The organism is Marinobacter halodurans (assembly GCF_004327985.1).
In the GTDB taxonomy this organism is placed as follows: Bacteria; Pseudomonadota; Gammaproteobacteria; order Pseudomonadales; family Oleiphilaceae; genus Marinobacter_A; species Marinobacter_A halodurans.
In genome coordinates this window covers 14,241-31,157 of the sequence record NZ_SJDL01000007.1, presented here as the reverse complement: position 1 = coordinate 31,157, position 16,917 = coordinate 14,241, and the positions used below count along the sequence as shown (strand labels likewise).

The window sequence follows — 16,917 nt, the reverse complement described above, 5'->3', positions numbered from 1 at the left end:
GACAAACGCAACCGACTGCCTGGAGAGACAGACATGAAACAGTACGCACTATTAACCGCAGCGCTTACGCTGTCCGGCACGGTCATGGCGACCCAGCCCGAGCCGCTCACCCTGGATGTGTATAACGCGGACGATCACAGCTTCTACGTCAATTCGACACTGGTTTACGGTGAAACCGAAGCCATGGTGGTCGATGCGGGATTTACCAAAGCCGACGCCCTGCGCATCGCGGCAAACGTTGTCGACTCAGGTAAAACCCTGAAGACCATTTTTATCAGTCAGGCGGATCCGGACTATTACTTCGGCGCCGAAGTGCTGCATGAGCTGTTTCCGGACGCCGAAGTACTGGCGACTCCCAGCGTTCGCGATACCATCCAGTCCAGGTTGAAGGGGAAACTGGCCTATTGGGCCCCCAAGATGGGCGCAAACGCCCCCGTTAATCCGATCGTGCCTACCGCCTACCCGGGGAAGACGCTCTCCATCGATGGTCGCACCATAGAGATCCACGGCACGGATGGTGAATTGAAAGATCGCCCCTACCTGTGGATCCCGGCAAATAAGGCGATTCTCGGCAACGTCGCGGTTTACGGCAATGTGCACCTGTGGATGGCCGATGCGCAAACGGATAGCGAGCGCAAGGCGTGGGCCGAAGAGCTCAACGAAATGAAGGCGCTCAAGCCGGAGGTCGTGATCCCGGGCCATATGACGCCAGGCACCCAAATGGATAGCACGGCCATTACCTTCTCCCAGCACTACCTGGCGGACTTTGCCGAAGCGAAAGCCGACAGTAATAACAGTGCACAGCTTATGGATATCATGACTCAAAAGTATCCACAGGCAGGCTTACCCGTCGCATTGGAGATCGGTGCAAAGGTCCATATGGGAGAAATGGAATGGTAAACGCCCACTATATTTTCGATCCGATGTGCGGCTGGTGCTATGGCGCCTCCTCTCTTATCGGTCAGCTTGACCAAATAAAAGGTATTCACCTCCAACTTCATCCGGGCGGCATGATGCAGAGAACGCCCATCAGTGAGGACTTTCGTCAACACATACTGGCGTCGGATCAGCGCATTGCGGAACTGACCGGGCAGGTTTTTGGCGAGGACTACCTGAAGAAGGTCGCCGCCGGTGATCCCTTGATCCTGGATTCCTACATCACGGCGCAGGCCATTATGGCGACGCAACACCTGGGTTACAGCGCTGTCGACATGCTGGAAAAGATCCAGCGGGCCCACTACCAGTCAGGTCTGCCGGTAAGCCAGCCGGAGACCCTGGCTGAACTGGCCGGGCAACTGGATATCGAAGTGCAGGCCTGGAGCGCGGCGATGGACGAAGCCGAAAGCAAAGTCGAAGCGGAGATCCAGCGCACGCGCAACATGATGCAGCGGTTCAACCTGGGAGGATTCCCTTCCATGCTGATTGAGGAAAACGGTCAATGGCGCAATGTGACGGTCAGCCACTTCTACCGCCAACCCGAACAGTGGCGGGCCTTCTGGGAAGGCATGCTTGAGCCGGGTCAATCACCGGCTTAATCGACGGACGACATACGGGCCCATGCGATAGACCGAAACGTCACAACGGCATTTGTGAAGCGGCCATCCTCACAAATGCCGTGCTTATCGGCGCACCCGGCCATACCGGATTGTGTTTCCTCAGGGCACTCTCGTTCTCGACAGCGGAGAAGACCGACATCAACTACTCTTTAAAACGGGATTAACAATGTCCCCCTGTGTCTGGTTCCTTCGTAACCCGCTCGATCGACGAGGTGATTGTGAGCAAGAGTGAAAAACGCCCCCTGTACATTCCCTATGCCGGCCCCTCCCTGCTGGAAATGCCGTTGCTGAACAAAGGCAGCGCCTTCTCGCACCGGGAGCGCATGGATTTCAACCTGATCGGCCTGCTGCCCAATAACGTGGAGACCATCGGGGAACAGGCGGAACGGGCCTACAGGCAATACGAGCTGTGCCAGACCGATCTCGACCGTCACATCACGCTGCGCGCCCTGCAGGACGACAACGAAACCCTGTTCTTCCACCTGCTGGAAGCCCACCTGGAAGAGATGCTCCCGATCATCTACACCCCCACCGTGGGCGAGGCGTGTGAGGAGTTCTCCAAGATCTACCGCAACCATCGCGGCCTGTTCGTGTCCTACCCCGATCGTGAGCACATGGACTACCTGCTGCGCAGCGCCACCAAGGACAACGTCAAGGTCATCGTGGTGACCGACGGCGAGCGCATCCTGGGTCTGGGCGACCAGGGCATCGGCGGCATGGGCATCCCCATCGGCAAGTTGTCGCTGTACACCGCCTGCGGCGGAATCAGCCCGGCGAATACGCTGCCTATCGTCCTCGATGTGGGCACCAACAATCAGGCGCTGCTGGACGATCCGATGTACATGGGGTGGCGCCACGAACGCATTGGCCAGGACGAATACGATGCTTTCGTAGCGGACTTCATGGCGGCGGTGAAGCGCCGCTGGCCCAAAGCCCTGGTGCAGTTCGAGGATTTTGCGCAAAACAACGCCATGCGCCTGTTGCAGCAATACCGCGACCAGGCCTGCTGCTTCAACGACGACATCCAGGGTACCGCCGCGGTTTGCCTGGCCACGCTGCTGGCGGCATGCAAAGTGAAGAACGAAAAGGTCAGCGACCAGACGGTTGCCTTCCTAGGCGCCGGTTCCGCCGGCTGCGGCATCGCCGAGCAGATCGTCGTCGCCATGACGAACGAGGGGTTACCGGAGCGCGAAGCGCGACAACGGGTCTGCATGGTCGACCGTGACGGTCTGCTGACCACGGACATGACCGGCCTGCAGGATTTCCAGACAGCGCTTGCCCAGGACCCGGCCCGGATCAAGGACTGGTCGGGGCGAGAACTGATCGATGTGGTGAAAGAAACCAGGCCAACGGTGCTGATTGGCGTCTCCGGCCAACGTGGGCTGTTCACCGAAGACGTGATCAAAACGATGCACGCCGGCTGCAAGAAGCCCCTGGTAATGCCGTTGTCCAATCCCACATCCCGCGTCGAGGCGACACCCGCTGACATCCTGGCCTGGACCCACGGTGAAGCACTGGTGGCCGCCGGCAGTCCCTTCAAACCGGTGGAACTGGGTGGCCATACCTACCCCATCGCCCAATGCAACAACGCCTATGTGTTCCCGGGCATTGGCCTCGGGGTCATTGCCGCCGGCGCCACCCGAGTGACCGACACCATGCTGATGGCCGCGGCCAACGCCCTGGCGAAACAGGCCCCCATCGTCCAGCAAACCGGTGAACGCCTGCTGCCGGGCCTGGCCGATATCCAGGAAATCAGTCGGGTGATCGCCTTCGATGTCGCCAAACAGGCGCAGGAGGACGGCGTCGCCTTACGCTCCGACGACGACACCATCCACCGGGACATCGAAAGGAATTTCTGGCGCCCCCGGTACCGGCGTTACCTGCGGCGTGCGATTTGACGGTGGCCCCCAAACGGGGCCGGAGTCGCTGCGGTCTGGCCCGGGTCAGGTAGTCCTGGCCCGGGGCCTGATCGATTTAATCCTGGGGACTGTTACGGACGAAACATCCTTTCAATTCCCCGGGGGATCTTCACGCTGGCGAGCGTGATCTCGTCATGCTGCGCCTTGAAAATACCGTCAAGGAACGGGGTTGCCGAATGGACTCTCATGAGCGTTCCTCCTCACACCTCCTGGCTAGTGTCCCGTCTGGTTAATTCGTTGACCTACTGCGTACCGCTGACGTCTCTGGTCAAGGCGCCAGCCCGCCGGTGTGGTGGTTCCACATCAAGGGTTGGCAACGCAGGTCCAGAGGCGTCAGCGGTGCGCCCTTCGGGAGCGCCAGCCGTGCTTTCCTGTCCACCGGCTGTACCAGGTCGTAACCGATCATCCCCCACTCCTTGGCCTTCGGGTCAAAGCCGAAACTGGCGATGTAAGCGTGTTCGCAGACGTAGTACTGCTGCTGGGGCCCTTTTTTGTAGGGCAGCAGGTAACCTTGGTGGAGATTCAGGTGATGTCTGGCATCGGCGTAGCGGGCATACCAATGATTGAGATAGCCGCCGACGTAACGGGATGCGATCTCGCCCATCACACAGACTTCGAAGTCTGACTTGAAGACCGCCCACAGCTCGAACCCCTGTTCGAGTGCAATCACATTCAGACAGTGTTTCAGCTTTGCCTGATGCTGCAAGTCCAATGCGTTGCGGGAGGAAAAGAATGCGAGTTGCCGGATGCGGCGCATTGCTTCAGGGTTCCCGTTACGGATCCCCTTCAACAGAATGGACGCCTGATGACGATATCGGGTGAGGCTTAGTCGCTTCATAAAATGTACCTTTTATGCAGCCACCCACCAACACTGCTCGGTCCATTTTACTGGATTGACTATATGAGTTTTGAAACGAGGTGAGATGCTCTTTTGTGGGTACAGGCGCCCTCGCAGCCTGACGGCGATACTAAACCAACGCATCAGGATGTCAATACATCGCCTACCGCCCGATGTCCGTCGGATCTCACGTATCGTGAAATGGGCGCGGGGGACTACCCTTGATTTCGGCCCCAGGTCCGGGGGGCGGTCATCGGAATGGATTCGACCGATCTTCAATCCTGGTGCTCGCTGGAAGCTGTGGGCAAGAGGACCCGCACCTCGAAGCCATCTGCGCGCCCCGCCGCGGGTGACCGCAACTCCAGGCGCGCATGGGCGCCATTGGCGATCGCCCGGACAATAGCCAGACCGAGACCCGAGCCCAATGCGTCGGTCTTTCCGCGGATAAAGCGGTCGGTGAGTGTGTCCAGGCAGTCGCCGTCCACGACCGGACCACCGTTAATGACGCGAAGCTCGGTAGCGGTCAGTCGAACCGCCACAGGTTCATCGGGCGGACTGTGCTTGAGGGCGTTCTCGATGAGATTCCGGACGAGAATGGCAAACGCGTCCTGATCGAAGCGGGACGGCACAGGCTCATTGTCCGGCAGGTCAAGCGATATCCGCTCTGAATGCGCCTGGAAATCCATCAGGACATAGTTCAAGGTCGGCACCAGATCATGGGGCTGACGGCTCAACAGCCCGGCGCCCTCGGCTTTTGCCAGTTGCATCAGCTTTTCCGACAGCGTCGTCAGGTTCCGAAGCGACGACTCGATATGTTGCGCCCGTTCCTGAAGCGGACCGTCCGGTGCTTCCCGCCGTAACCGCTGCACCTGGGCCAAAGCTTCGGCAACGGGTGTGCGGAGTTCATGGGCACTGTTTGCGGTAAAGCTGCGCTCGGCCTCAAGGGCACGTCTCAGTCGGTCCATCAACTGGTTCACCGCATGGGCGACCGGCTCCACCTCGGCGGGCAGGCGGCCCTCACTGTCAACCGGGGTCAGGTCGCCCTCTCCCCTGGCCTCGATGGCATCGCGATAGGCCACCACATGGCGCAGACTGCGTCTGACGTAGAACCAGATCCCCAGAAAACTCAATGGAATTACCAGCGCCAGCGGCAGCAACAGGGTCATCACCGTCTCAAAGAGCGCACGCCGACGATGCTCCAGTGGCTCGGCCACTTCAATAAACAGCGTATTGCTGACGGCAGAGGCGCCGTAGAACCGATAGTCACCGGCGTTGTGGAAACCCACTTCCGGCCGGGCAGGAAAGAGGTCAGGCGTGACTTCATGGGACTGGAGCAGCACATTGCCCCGGGCATCGCGCACGGTATAGGTGAGGTATTCCTTGGCATCATTCAGCGGCGCAATGTCCTGAGGGGCCGACACCAGGCTGGCATCGTCACGGTTGAGAATCTCCAGGGTCGCCAGCGGCATGATCCGTTCGGCCGTTTCCTGCAGGGCACTGTCGAATACATCGTACATTTCGTCCCGGACCACAAAACCGGCAGCGACCGACGCCGTCAGCCAAAGCAGTGCCAACCAGAGGGTGAGCCCCTGCCCCAGTCGTCGCTGGAGACTCACCGGCCGCTTTCGGGACGATGTCGTCATGAACACCCCAGACGGTATCCCATACCGCGGACCGTCTCGATGGTCTCACGCCCCAGCTTTTTCCGGATCCGGCTGATGTAGACCTCGATCGTATTGCTTTCGATCTCTGTACCGAACGCATAGAGGCGCTCTTCCAACTGCCCCTTGGTCAGCAGCATACCCGGGCGATACAGCAATCCTTCGAACAGGGCCCATTCGCGCGCAGTCAGCGCCACAACCTGCCCATCCCGACAAATGCGACGGGCGGAAAGATCCACCACCAGCGCCCCCACTTCCATGATCGGATTCGGATTTCCGTTGTACCGGCGCGCCACGGCCGCCACCCGCGCCGAGAGTTCATCCAGGTCGAACGGTTTGACCATGTAGTCGTCCGCACCGGCGTTCAGCCCCTCAATGCGATCCGTCACCTGGTCCCGGGCCGTCAGGATAATCACCGGCGTCACGTCACCGGCCCGACGTCGCTCACACAGGAAGTCGAGCCCATGGCCGTCGGGCAGCATCAGGTCCAGCAAAACGAGATTGTAGCCGGTCGTATGGGCACCGGCCGAAGCCTCACGGACAGTCTGCACCCAGTCGATCGCATGGCCATCGTCGACCAACTGATCCCGGACAGCCTCGCCAAGGGTCGGATTATCCTCCACCAGCAGGATGCGCATAAAAGATCTCTCTCCATCAAGACACTCAGGCCGCCAATGCCGGCCGGGTGGCCAACAGTCAACGAGCAGGATGCCTCCCGAACCTGACCATAACCTTAATGGGTGGGTGGAGCCGTTCAGGTCACTGTCAGGTTGCCCCCCTACACTGCTCCGTCATAAGCACTCCCAGACGGTTTTTTGCCCCGGAGAACGACCATGAAACCACGGCTCCTTGCCTGCGCCCTGCTGGCCACAGCGTTCGCCAGCGCCCACGTCGTCGCCGATGAAGATTGCTTTGAACCGGTGACCGACTGGCAACCCAAGTCCCAACTTCGTGAGGCGTTGCAGAGCCGGGGCTGGCAGGTGAAACGGATCAAGGTGGATGACGGCTGCTATGAGGTCGAAGGCCGCAACGACCAGGGCAAGCGGGTCGAGGCCCGCTTCTCACCATCGACCCTGAAACTGCTGGGTATCGAGGGCGACGACGAAGGAGAGGATGAGAAACATGAATCCGACGACTGAATGGTCCGTTCCTGAGAGAGGTTCAAACCGCATGACGATACGCCTTCTTTTCCAAAGGCTACGTGCTCGCCTGGGCACGCGATACGGAGCGCTGCTGGTCATCGCCACCCTGTCGGTGCCGGCCCTGGGCATGAGCGCGCCGGCGAGTGCCACCGAAGTCACGTTCACCGCGAAGCTCAACAACTACTACGGAAACGACGCCTATCTGGCGCTGTATCTGACCGACAGGAACGGTCAATACCAGCGCACACTCTGGGTGGCGGGGCGGCACGCCAAGTATTACCGGCATCTCCGGCAATGGGCCCGCGCGGGCGGGCAGTCCCGGTCTGAGTACGACGGCCGGACCGGGGCCAGTGTCCAGAGCGGCCACATCCTGAAAGTCACTGCGGACCTGCCGGACAGTCTGATCGACGCCGGTTACGACGTCCGCATAGACAGCGCGGTGGAGGACTTCCGGGAATCGCCCTCCGATGTGGTCACACCATTGACGCGGGATGGCGCTGGCCAACCGGTCGCCGGACGAGGCTTCGTCGACAGCTTTCGCTACGACTTCCGATAGACCGTCTACCGGCAGGAGCTGAGCCATGCTGAGAAAACTGCATACCCTACCGGCGCTCGTCGTCAGTGTCCTGGTCATGGTTTTGGCGGTAACGGGCGCAATCATGTCCCTGCACCCTGCCCTGGAGCACCACCAGGCCGTCCTGCCTGACGACGGCCAGCTCAGCGTAGCTCGAGCCGCCCAGAACATCGTTGCCCAGTACCCCGGTACCGACCAGATCAAGCGGACCGCGTCCGGGTCGACGATCGTCTACTTCACCCGGAACGGACAACCGGATGCCGTTCTGGTGAATCCCGTCACGGGCGACGGGATTGAGCCCTACCGGCCATCCGCCTTCTTCCGCTGGGTGAAAGACCTGCACCGTTCCTTCCTCTCCGGGGACGCCGGACGGGGCGTGGCCGGCCTGTCCGCGGCGGTTCTCGTGTTTCTCTGTCTTTCCGGCGTCTGGCTGCTGGTGAAACGAATGGGGGGCTGGCGCAACCTGATGCGGCCCATCCGGGGTTCAGCCGGCCAGCGGTTACACAGCCAGTTGGGCCGCATCGCGGTGCTCGCTTTGCTGTTGTCCGCCGTGACTGGCGGTTATATGTCCGCCGTTCGCTTCGGACTCTTGCCAGACGCCTCACTGTCGGAGCCACCTTTTCCGTCCCGCGTCAGTGACGGCAACCGGGCACCGGTAGGCGATCTCGCAGCCCTGCAGCGCATGGATTTCAACCAGCTTCAGGACCTCGTTTTCCCCTACCCGGACGATCCCCAGGATGTCTACTCCATCACGACCACGGCGGGGACCGGGTATGTCGATCCGGTAACCGGCTCGCTCATGCGCTTTGAAGAGCCGCCACTGCCGTCGTCCGTCTATGCGCTCATTTACCGACTGCATACCGGTGAAGGCCTCTGGTGGCTGGGACTGCTACTCGGGTTCGGCGCACTGACCGTTCCGGTACTCTCCATGACCGGAGCCTTCACCTGGTGGCGTCGTCGACGGGCACACCCCAAACGGCCGAACAGCACCGCCGCGCAGGAAGCGGACACCATCATCCTGGTGGGAAGCCAGGGCAACACCACCTGGGGTTTCGCGGGAACCCTGCAGGCATCACTGGCCCAGGCAGGCTACCGGGTGCACCTGTCCACCATGAACGGCCTGCAGCCCGGCTACCCGAACGCACAACGCCTGTTCCTGTTGACCGCAACCTATGGCGACGGCGATGCGCCGGATTCAGCCTCGGAATTTCTCAAGCGACTCGACAAAGTGCCGGAGCACCGCCGACTGCCCTATGCCGTGCTGGGTTTTGGAGATCGCCAATTCCCCAACTTCTGCCAGTATGCCCGCACTGTTGATGATGCCCTATCCAGCAAAGGCTGGCCGCAACTGATGGCCCCGGAATGGATCGACCGACAGAACAGCCAGGCCTTCAGCCGCTGGGGGAGCCGGCTCGGTCTGGCCCTGGGCATAGGGCTGGAACTCACCCATACCGCCGTACGCCCGCCGACGCGCCCCATGACGCTGATTGAGCGGGAGGACTATGGCGAAGACAGTGACGCCCCCATCAGCGTACTGCGATTCAGGCCGTCGGATCGCATCACACCTTCCGGTGACCGGTCCCGCTCCGGCACCTTCGAGGCGGGCGACCTGATGGGCATCGTGCCTCCCGGCAGTGAGTTGCCCCGGTATTACTCACTGGCCTCCTCAACCGAAGATGGCGTTGCCGAAATCTGCGTTCGCAAGCATGAGCACGGCCTGTGTTCCGGCCACCTTCTGCAACTCGCGGTGGGCGACACGGTCGAGAGTTTCATTCAGCACAACCCGCAGTTTCGCCCGGCCACGGGCAAATCGCCGGTGGTCCTGATCGGAGCCGGCACCGGGATCGGCCCGCTGGCCGGCTTTATCCGCAGGAACCGGTCGCACCAACCCATGTACCTGTATTGGGGCGGCCGCAATCCCCAGTCGGATTTCCTGTACCGGGATGCGCTCCACGACTACCTGGCCGACCGTCGGCTGCACGCGCTGAACACGGCATTTTCCAGGACGCAACAGGCGTGCTACGTGCAGGATAAACTCCATGCCGACGCCTCACGGTTACGCGATCTCATGACGTCCGGCGGCCAGATCCTGGTCTGTGGCGGGCGGGACATGGCATCGGGGGTTATGGAAGCGCTGGATGACATACTGGCGCCCCTCGACGTGGACGTGAGGACACTCAAGGCGCAGGGGCGCTACCTGGAGGATGTCTATTGAGGATGAGGGCGGGGAGCCCCATTCTCGAACCACACTGAACGCCCCTCCCCCCGATGTCCTGGTGTTATCAGGATCGTGGTCACAGAAACGATCCCGCCTTTCAGGACTTCTTCCGGACCGTGCCATACTGACCCACGACAACGATCAGGAATTCCTCAAGCCAGGAAAAAAAGAAGAACAAATGAAACCCGAAACCCTTGCCCTGCACGCCGGCTTCAGCGGTGATCCGACAACCCACGCGGCCACCACGCCGATCTACCAGACCACCTCCTACACGTTCGACGACACCCAGCATGGCGCCGACCTGTTCGACCTGAAGGTCCAGGGCAACATCTATACGCGCATCATGAACCCTACCAACGGGGTGCTGGAAGAGCGACTGGCCCAACTCGAAGGTGGTGTGGGCGCGCTGGCCGTGGCGTCCGGGATGGCGGCGATCACCTACGCCCTGCAAACCATCTGCAAAGTGGGCAACAACATCGTCAGCACCAGCCAGCTCTACGGCGGCACCTACAACCTGTTTGCCCACTCGCTGCCGAACCAGGGCATCGAGACCCGGTTCGTCCCGCACGATGATTTCGTCGCGGTGGAAAAGGCGATCGACGACAACACCCGGGCGCTGTTCTGCGAATCCATCGGCAACCCGGCAGGCAATATCGTGGACATCCAGCGCTGGGCCGAGATTGCCCACAAGCACGGCATCCCGCTGATCGTCGACAACACCGTGGCGACGCCGTTCCTGTGCCGTCCGTTCGAACATGGCGCGGACATTGTCGTCCATTCCCTGACCAAGTACATCGGCGGTCACGGCACCACCGTGGCAGGCGTGGTGGTGGATTCCGGCCAGTTCGACTGGGCCGCCCACAAGGACAGGTTCCCCATGCTCAACGAGCCGGATCCGTCCTACCACGGCGTCGTCTACACCGAAGCCCTGGGGCCGGCCGCGTTTATCGGCCGTTGCCGGGTGGTGCCGCTGCGCAACACCGGCGCCGCACTGTCACCGTTCAACTCGTTCCTGATCATGCAGGGGCTGGAAACCCTGGCCCTGCGCATGGAGCGACACTGCGAAAACGCCCAGAAGGTGGCGGAATACCTGGAGCAGCACCCCGACGTGGAATGGGTCAACTACGCCGGCCTGACCGGGAGCCCCTGCCACGCCACCTGCCAGAAGATCTGCGGCGGGCGTGCCTCGGGCATACTCAGCTTCGGCATCAGGGGCGGCCGCGATGCCGGCGCACGCTTCATCGATGCCCTGCAACTGATCTACCGGCTGGTCAACATCGGCGATGCCAAATCCCTGGCCTGCCACCCGGCCAGCACCACCCACCGCCAGCTCACCCCCGAGGAGTTGGCCAGCGCCGGCGTGAGCGAGGATCTGGTACGACTGTCGATCGGCATCGAGCATGTGGACGACATCATCGCCGACGTGACCCAGGCGCTGGAGAAAGCCTGCGGCTGAGACGGTCGGAAGCACCCTGCCACTTCGGCCTGTCCGGGTGGCAGCCCTGCCAATCCCCCAGCGCCCGGACAGCGTTAACCCACCCCGGGAGCTGGGGCTCGCAGACATCCCGGAGCCACATCGCCCCGGGTTGTCTGACGGACGCCACGCCCCGGCTCACTGCAGGTTGAGCTCGTAGACACGCTCGTTGTTGGCATTCACCTCGAGGAAGGTCGCGTTCGGCGCCTTATCCGCCACGAAATTGAGTGCCCGGTTGGTATTGGGCACCCGGAAAACCGGCTTGACCGACGTACCGCTGCTGATCGTGGCAAAGGACCAGTTGCCATCGGCGGTCGGGGTCACCGGGCTGTTGTTGCGGATGTAGTTGGCCAGGACCGTGCGGTTCGCGTCCGGGGAATTGATCACAATGTGATCGCTGCCGGTGCCCGGGAAAACGCCGCCATTGGCGCGGTAGTTGTTGGTGGCCACGATGAACGCCTGATCGGACGTCACGGCTACGCCCTGGTACTGGAGGTTCTGGATCCGATGGGCTCCGTCGTTGATCACATTGCAGTCCCGGTCATCCCGGGGCGGCTGGGTCACATCGATCTCGTAGGTGACGCCGTCGATCACATCGAAGTTGTACGTCGGGAAGCCGGTGTAATTGACCAGCTCCTGGGGCGCACTGCTGTTGGGATCGATCTGGTAGAACTGTGACGCCGAGCACTCCAGCCAGCCCCGCAACTCATCCCCGTTGACTTTCACCGCCACCAGCGTGTTCGGGTACAGGTACAGGTCCGCGGCATTGCGCAGCGTGAGTTGCCCCTGGGGCACGGTGGTAAAGCTGCTTTCCTCGCTGCAGTCACCGTTACGGTCACAGGCCTTGAACGGGGCCGCCGCTGACAGCACGGGCAGGTCCTGCAGGTTCACATCGCCCTGGATCAGGTCTTCCACATAGGCTTTCTGGGCGTCGCTGACGATCTGGATCGACGGATCGTCCTTCACCAGGGCCAGGAAGCTGAACATGTCATCGGTCGACGAACCGATCGGCGTGCTCATGTAGTCCAGCGTGGCCTGATGGTCGCTGGCAACGGCGGCGGTGATCGTGCCGTCCGCTTCCACAACGGACTGGCCATCCACCATGATCGGGCGCGCCTCGACCTGGCTGTCGGTCACCGTCCAGCGGTCCTCGTCCGCGCTGTAGGCCAGCGTCAGATCAATCACACCCAGGTGATCGCCCCAATACCCCGGCATAACGGCGGGCACGCCCTTGATGGTGCCCTTGTCGATGTCCACGTCCGGTGTATCGGCAAAGGTCCCGGACGGGAACACCAGGTGGCTGTGTCCCATCATGATCGCGTCGATCCCCGGCACGTCAGCCAGGTACCAACTGCTGTTCTCCGTCTTTGCAGCGGGATCGTATGGCTTGGTGCTGATGCCGGAATGGGCGATCGCCACCACCACATCGGCGCCTTCAGCCTTCATCTGCGGCACGTAGCGCTCAGCCATCGCCTTGATGTCCCGGGTCGTGACATGGCCGTCCAGGTTGGCCTTGTCCCACTGCATGATCTGGGGCGGCACGAAGCCGATAAAGCCGACCGTCAGCTCATGCACATTGCCCTCGCGATCCTGGACCGCTTTATCGACCAGCCTGTAGGGACTGAAATAGGGCTCATCGTTGTCCGGATTGTCGTCGCCGTCGTCCCTGAAGATGTTGGCGCTGATGTACGGGAAGTCGGCATCGTTGACGCTCTCCGCCAGGTAGTCGAGGCCGTAGTTGAACTCGTGGTTGCCGTAGTTGGCGACGGTGTAGTCCAACTGGTTCATCGCCTTGTAGACCGGATGCACCTCGCCCGGCGCAAGCCCTTCCGCCTGGCGCCAGTCGCCCATGGGGCTGCCCTGGATCAGGTCGCCGTTATCGACGAGCACGCTGTTGCCGGGCTCGCTCAGCTCCGCACGGGCCTGGCGGATCAGCGTGGCCGTGCGCACCAGGCCGATCTTGGGATCCGGCACATCGCTGTAGTAGTTGTAGTCCATGACGTTGGCGTGGATATCCGTCGTCTCCATCAGACGCAGATCGACGGTGGCGTCGCCGGCCACAGTTTCATCATCAGAATTGCAGCCGCTTAGCACTGCGGAACTGGCGATCAGGCACAAAGACAGAGTTCGGACAAAGTGACGCATTCAAGTTCCTTTTTATGCTGACTTTCAGGTTGAGGCCCGCTTCAGGAGAGAGCGCCCCATAGAAGGCTGTCAGTTACAGCCACTGGGCAACGTCAGCCGGGTGACCGACTCCAGGCTTGGCGTGCTCATGTATTCGTCGCGCTGGCCTTCCACCTCCAGCACCTGGCCCACCACCGCCGGGTTGTTCGCCGGGCTGTAGTAGGCGCGCTGGTCGGACTCCAGCTTGACGTAAACCGAGGTGGAACCGTCCGGATCGGCCAATTCCAGGGCGTAGGGATCGTTGATGCCCCGCACGACGGTGCCGATCACCGTCAGGGGTGTACCGATGGCGCTGGCGTATGCAGTATCGACCGACACCGCATCGGCAGAGCCGCAGCCGGCGTTATTGCCGCTGCTGCCGCTCACCAGCTGCATGTCAGACACGAACTCGATACTCGGCAGGGACATGTAATCGTCGCGGGTTCCCGACACCTGCAGGGTCTGGCCCACCAGCGAAGGATCGTTCTGCGGGCTGAAGGTCTCCCGGTACGGGCTATCGAGCTTGACGTAGAGGGTGGCTGCGGCATCCTGCGGATCGGCGAGCTCCAGTGCGTACTCACCGTTGATGGCCTGGGTGATCGTACCGGCCACTGTCACCGCCGTGCCATTGGGCTGGGCCAGCGCCTCCGTCACGCTGATGGCGTTACCGCCCGGTTCAGAGGTTCCGCCGCCGGTGGGATCCGGCGCGCCGTAGGCGCCGTCGGCAAATGTGGCGGGGTCCCAGGGGTTGTAGCCCCCGGATGGGGTGCTCCAGGGCTGGCCACCGTCAGGATCCGTCTGTTCTTCAGTGGCCATCGGATGGGGTGTCGCCTCGCCGGCCGGATGGGCACTGCTGTCGAAGTGGGTGTAGCTCTCCGGCCGGGCCAGCCAGTTCACCAGGTTGACAGCCAGGACGGCCGCATTGCCAGCGTCGGTCCAGCCGGGATAGGTGGTTTTGCTGGAGCCGGAGTCCTGCCGCCGATACCGTGGTGAATCGTCCTCGATGGGGCTGGAATCCCCAATAAACGCCGCCTTACCGGCGCCGGACTTGGAGATGGCCACGTAGGGCCCTTCGTCACGGCCGCCAAAATAGACACCGGAATCCACCGCGTGACTCCAACGTGCCGGGCTGTCCGCGTTCGAGAAATAGACCAGCCCCTTGGCACGACTGGGGTCCGTAATCGCCAGGGTGGATCCTCCCGCCATCAGGATCGGGCTCACACCCTGGGTAATCCCCTCCCCCTGACTGCTGCCGACAATACCGCTGACGCCCGAGAGCCAGTCGATGGCGTTGAAACGAAACCGCACGCCGAAGGTCTGTGCCAACCAGCCACTCCCCGCCTGGCCGGGATTACGCAGGTCACCATAGGCACCACTCACGTTGAACTGACTGACGGTGGCCCGGTTGTAGCCGTTGAACACTTCCGTGCTGTCCCAGGCGTTGAGGTTTCGATCGGCGTTGTAGTGGTCAGCAATGAAGAACACGCCTTTGCCACTGGCTACAAAATCCGCCAATGCCGACTGTTCAGCCCGGGTAAACGGTCGATTGCTCTCGGCCAGGACCAGCACATCCGCCGCGCTGATACCCGCCGCCGTAATAACGGCTTCGTTGGCGCTTGTGGCGGCGCTGTCCGGCGTTGTGTAATCGTCGACAAACTGGATCACGCCATCGCCGTTCTTGTCGACACCCCGATACTCCTGCACCGTGTAGCCCTCAGCCACCAGGGCATCGGCGAAGTCCGAGAAACCGCCATCGATGACCCAGTCGGCATTCCCTTCGGTGCCGCCGTGCGAGACATCGAACATCACCAGCTTGCCGTTGCTGGTGCCGGCGGCCGGCGTTTTCAGAGGGGCGGGATAATTCCAGGTATAGGGGGCAGCCGGCACGCTGGTGGACAGCAAGGCCAGAACGACGACACACAACGAGCGAAATCGGTTCCATCCGGTCATGACATTCTCCATGGGACGCAAAAAGTCGCGCCTACTATGGAAAACGCAGATGACCGGAATATGGCCCGGATTTGACCCTTTTATGACGACTGCGCTGTTTTCACCCCTGGCACGCCCGACAACACCCACCGGCCCATGCGCGGGCCATGGCCTGGTCTCGCGTGGTACCATGCACTGACACCATCCGGGATAGGGAAAGCTCAGGAACCATGAACAATAACTATAAAATCGCCCTCCTGATCGACTGTGACAACGTCAGCCACCAGTCCATCGAAGGGGTGCTTCAGGAGCTGGCCAAGTATGGCGCTGTGAATGTGCGTCATGCCCATGGAAACTGGAATGGACCGCAACTGGGTGGCTGGATCGACAAGCTGCACGCCAACGCCATTCGGCCCGTTCAGCAGTTTGCCTACACGTCCGGCAAGAACGCCACCGACGCCTCAATGATCATCGACGCCATGGACCTGCTCTACAGCGGTAATGTCGATGCCTTCGCATTGATGACCAGCGACTCCGATTTCACGCCGTTGGTGATGCGCATCCTTGAGGCCGGACTCCCTGTGTTTGGCTTCGGTGAGCGCAAAACACCCATGCCTTTCGTCAACGCCTGTTCGCAGTTTATCTACACGGAAAATTTGCGCGAAGACAGCGAGGTAGCCGATCACGTCAACGTCGACGGCATCCCCAAATCAACCGTGGAAACCAAATGGGGGCGCAACCAGCTCCGGGGCGACTCCGTCCTGGTGCGGACGCTCAGGACCGCCGTGGAACAGACAGCGGATGACGACGGTTGGGCGCATCTCGGCAAGGTGGGCCAGTACATTTCCAACAACAGCTCCTTCTCCCCGGTGAACTACGGGTACAAAAAGCTGAGTGACCTCATCCGGGCCAGTGAACTGTTCGAGATAAGCGTCCGGGACAAGAACATCGTTTATATCAAAAGCCCCTAGTGTCCCGTCTGGTTAATTCGCTGATCTACTGAGCGCCTGAACGCTTTGAGAGCAAGGCGCGGTAGCGAAGGTTTGGTGGTTCCAAATCGAGCTGCCGCAACACCGCTATCAAAGCGTTCAGGCGCTCCCGAAGGGCGCACTGCTGGTGCGCAATAGGTCAACGAATTAACCAAACGGGACACTAGGACACAGGGCTGGTCATCAGGCAGCAGGCATGAGGTTCCGCCCCATTAATTCTCCGGCCCGGTTCATTGAATCGACCTGCCCCGCGATGATCAGTTCGCCTTCAGATCAATCTGCTTTGATCCCTTAGCGTCGAATCGCCCGCTCTTACCCTTGTCGACATACTCAACCGTCCCGCCGGACTTCAAAAAAGCGGCCGTCTGCTCCTCGATCATGGCACTCGTTAACGTCGCTCTTACGGGTTTCTTGCTCATCATGGACTCCAGGTTAATCGTTGGCCTATTCACCA

At 61.3% G+C, this 16,917-nt stretch carries 14 protein-coding genes; 8 read left to right on the top strand and 6 right to left on the bottom strand.

The genetic code is table 11. The features are described 5' to 3' along the window. The first annotated feature begins 33 nt into the window (after positions 1-33). The 3 genes from EZI54_RS06075 (at position 34) to EZI54_RS06065 (ending at position 3,454) form a co-directional block, all read left to right on the top strand. Complete coding sequence (locus EZI54_RS06075; RefSeq protein ID WP_131480073.1) at positions 34-900, top strand: MBL fold metallo-hydrolase; 867 nt, start codon at positions 34-36, stop codon at positions 898-900. Beyond that, positions 894-1,535 (top strand): DsbA family protein, encoded by a 642-nt coding sequence (locus EZI54_RS06070; RefSeq protein ID WP_131480071.1) that lies wholly within the window; start codon positions 894-896, stop codon positions 1,533-1,535. Before EZI54_RS06075 ends, EZI54_RS06070 begins: the two co-directional genes overlap by 7 nt. 233 nt (positions 1,536-1,768) lie before the next feature. Further along, a complete protein-coding gene (locus EZI54_RS06065; protein WP_423226989.1) occupies positions 1,769-3,454 on the top strand; it encodes an NAD-dependent malic enzyme in 1,686 nt (561 codons plus the stop codon). Positions 3,455-3,743: 289 nt separating this feature from the next. Here EZI54_RS06065 and EZI54_RS06060 read toward each other — a convergent pair whose 3' ends face one another. From EZI54_RS06060 to EZI54_RS06050, 3 genes are all read right to left on the bottom strand, one after another. Continuing rightward, a complete protein-coding gene (locus EZI54_RS06060; protein ID WP_131480067.1) occupies positions 3,744-4,313 on the bottom strand; it encodes a hypothetical protein in 570 nt (189 codons plus the stop codon). Between the two features lie 275 nt (positions 4,314-4,588). After that, positions 4,589-5,956 (bottom strand): sensor histidine kinase, encoded by a 1,368-nt coding sequence (locus tag EZI54_RS06055; RefSeq protein WP_131480065.1) that lies wholly within the window; start codon positions 5,954-5,956, stop codon positions 4,589-4,591. Further along, positions 5,953-6,612 carry a response regulator gene (locus tag EZI54_RS06050; protein WP_131480063.1) on the bottom strand — a complete coding sequence of 220 codons (660 nt, stop codon included), beginning with the start codon at positions 6,610-6,612 and terminating at the stop codon, positions 5,953-5,955. Before EZI54_RS06050 ends, EZI54_RS06055 begins: the two co-directional genes overlap by 4 nt. A 195-nt stretch (positions 6,613-6,807) precedes the next feature. Between EZI54_RS06050 and EZI54_RS06045 the strand changes: the two genes are divergently transcribed. The 4 genes from EZI54_RS06045 to EZI54_RS06030 all read left to right on the top strand — a co-directional run bounded on the left by EZI54_RS06045 (position 6,808) and on the right by EZI54_RS06030 (position 11,364). After that, positions 6,808-7,113, top strand: a complete 306-nt coding sequence (locus EZI54_RS06045) for a PepSY domain-containing protein (protein WP_131480061.1) — start codon at positions 6,808-6,810, stop codon at positions 7,111-7,113. Between the two features lie 130 nt (positions 7,114-7,243). Further along, on the top strand, positions 7,244-7,672 hold the full coding sequence (locus EZI54_RS06040; RefSeq protein ID WP_131480292.1) for a DUF2271 domain-containing protein: 429 nt from the start codon (positions 7,244-7,246) through the stop codon (positions 7,670-7,672). A 25-nt stretch (positions 7,673-7,697) separates the two neighbouring features. After that, positions 7,698-9,905 carry a PepSY domain-containing protein gene (locus EZI54_RS06035; protein WP_131480059.1) on the top strand — a complete coding sequence of 736 codons (2,208 nt, stop codon included), beginning with the start codon at positions 7,698-7,700 and terminating at the stop codon, positions 9,903-9,905. A gap of 181 nt (positions 9,906-10,086) precedes the next feature. Next, positions 10,087-11,364 (top strand): bifunctional O-acetylhomoserine aminocarboxypropyltransferase/cysteine synthase, encoded by a 1,278-nt coding sequence (locus tag EZI54_RS06030; protein WP_131480057.1) that lies wholly within the window; start codon positions 10,087-10,089, stop codon positions 11,362-11,364. 156 nt (positions 11,365-11,520) lie between these two features. Here the strand turns inward: EZI54_RS06030 and EZI54_RS06025 are convergent, their stop codons facing one another. Both EZI54_RS06025 and EZI54_RS06020 read right to left on the bottom strand, forming a co-directional pair. Then, complete coding sequence (locus EZI54_RS06025; RefSeq protein ID WP_131480055.1) at positions 11,521-13,527, bottom strand: bifunctional 2',3'-cyclic-nucleotide 2'-phosphodiesterase/3'-nucleotidase; 2,007 nt, start codon at positions 13,525-13,527, stop codon at positions 11,521-11,523. A 69-nt stretch (positions 13,528-13,596) separates the two neighbouring features. After that, complete coding sequence (locus EZI54_RS06020; RefSeq protein ID WP_131480054.1) at positions 13,597-15,495, bottom strand: hypothetical protein; 1,899 nt, start codon at positions 15,493-15,495, stop codon at positions 13,597-13,599. A 209-nt stretch (positions 15,496-15,704) separates the two neighbouring features. Here EZI54_RS06020 and EZI54_RS06015 point away from each other — a divergent pair, with 209 nt between their 5' ends. Then, positions 15,705-16,445, top strand: a complete 741-nt coding sequence (locus EZI54_RS06015) for an NYN domain-containing protein (protein ID WP_131480052.1) — start codon at positions 15,705-15,707, stop codon at positions 16,443-16,445. Between the two features lie 275 nt (positions 16,446-16,720). On the opposite strand, the gene EZI54_RS24375 is transcribed toward EZI54_RS06015, so the two are convergent. Continuing rightward, on the bottom strand, positions 16,721-16,882 hold the full coding sequence (locus EZI54_RS24375; RefSeq protein ID WP_165495687.1) for a hypothetical protein: 162 nt from the start codon (positions 16,880-16,882) through the stop codon (positions 16,721-16,723). Positions 16,883-16,917 lie beyond the last annotated feature (35 nt).

Excerpts from the sequence above, each read along its gene's own strand:
- EZI54_RS06075 (WP_131480073.1), top strand. The coding sequence starts at position 34 with ATGAAACAGTACGCACTATTAACCGCAGCGCTTACGCTGTCCGGCACG.
- EZI54_RS06070 (WP_131480071.1), top strand. The coding sequence starts at position 894 with ATGGTAAACGCCCACTATATTTTCGATCCGATGTGCGGCTGGTGCTAT.
- EZI54_RS06060 (WP_131480067.1), bottom strand. The coding sequence starts at position 4,313 with ATGAAGCGACTAAGCCTCACCCGATATCGTCATCAGGCGTCCATTCTG.
- EZI54_RS06055 (WP_131480065.1), bottom strand. The coding sequence starts at position 5,956 with ATGACGACATCGTCCCGAAAGCGGCCGGTGAGTCTCCAGCGACGACTG.
- EZI54_RS06050 (WP_131480063.1), bottom strand. The coding sequence starts at position 6,612 with ATGCGCATCCTGCTGGTGGAGGATAATCCGACCCTTGGCGAGGCTGTC.
- EZI54_RS06045 (WP_131480061.1), top strand. The coding sequence starts at position 6,808 with ATGAAACCACGGCTCCTTGCCTGCGCCCTGCTGGCCACAGCGTTCGCC.
- EZI54_RS06040 (WP_131480292.1), top strand. The coding sequence starts at position 7,244 with ATGAGCGCGCCGGCGAGTGCCACCGAAGTCACGTTCACCGCGAAGCTC.
- EZI54_RS06035 (WP_131480059.1), top strand. The coding sequence starts at position 7,698 with ATGCTGAGAAAACTGCATACCCTACCGGCGCTCGTCGTCAGTGTCCTG.
- EZI54_RS06030 (WP_131480057.1), top strand. The coding sequence starts at position 10,087 with ATGAAACCCGAAACCCTTGCCCTGCACGCCGGCTTCAGCGGTGATCCG.
- EZI54_RS06025 (WP_131480055.1), bottom strand. The coding sequence starts at position 13,527 with ATGCGTCACTTTGTCCGAACTCTGTCTTTGTGCCTGATCGCCAGTTCC.
- EZI54_RS06020 (WP_131480054.1), bottom strand. The coding sequence starts at position 15,495 with ATGACCGGATGGAACCGATTTCGCTCGTTGTGTGTCGTCGTTCTGGCC.
- EZI54_RS06015 (WP_131480052.1), top strand. The coding sequence starts at position 15,705 with ATGAACAATAACTATAAAATCGCCCTCCTGATCGACTGTGACAACGTC.
- EZI54_RS24375 (WP_165495687.1), bottom strand. The coding sequence starts at position 16,882 with ATGAGCAAGAAACCCGTAAGAGCGACGTTAACGAGTGCCATGATCGAG.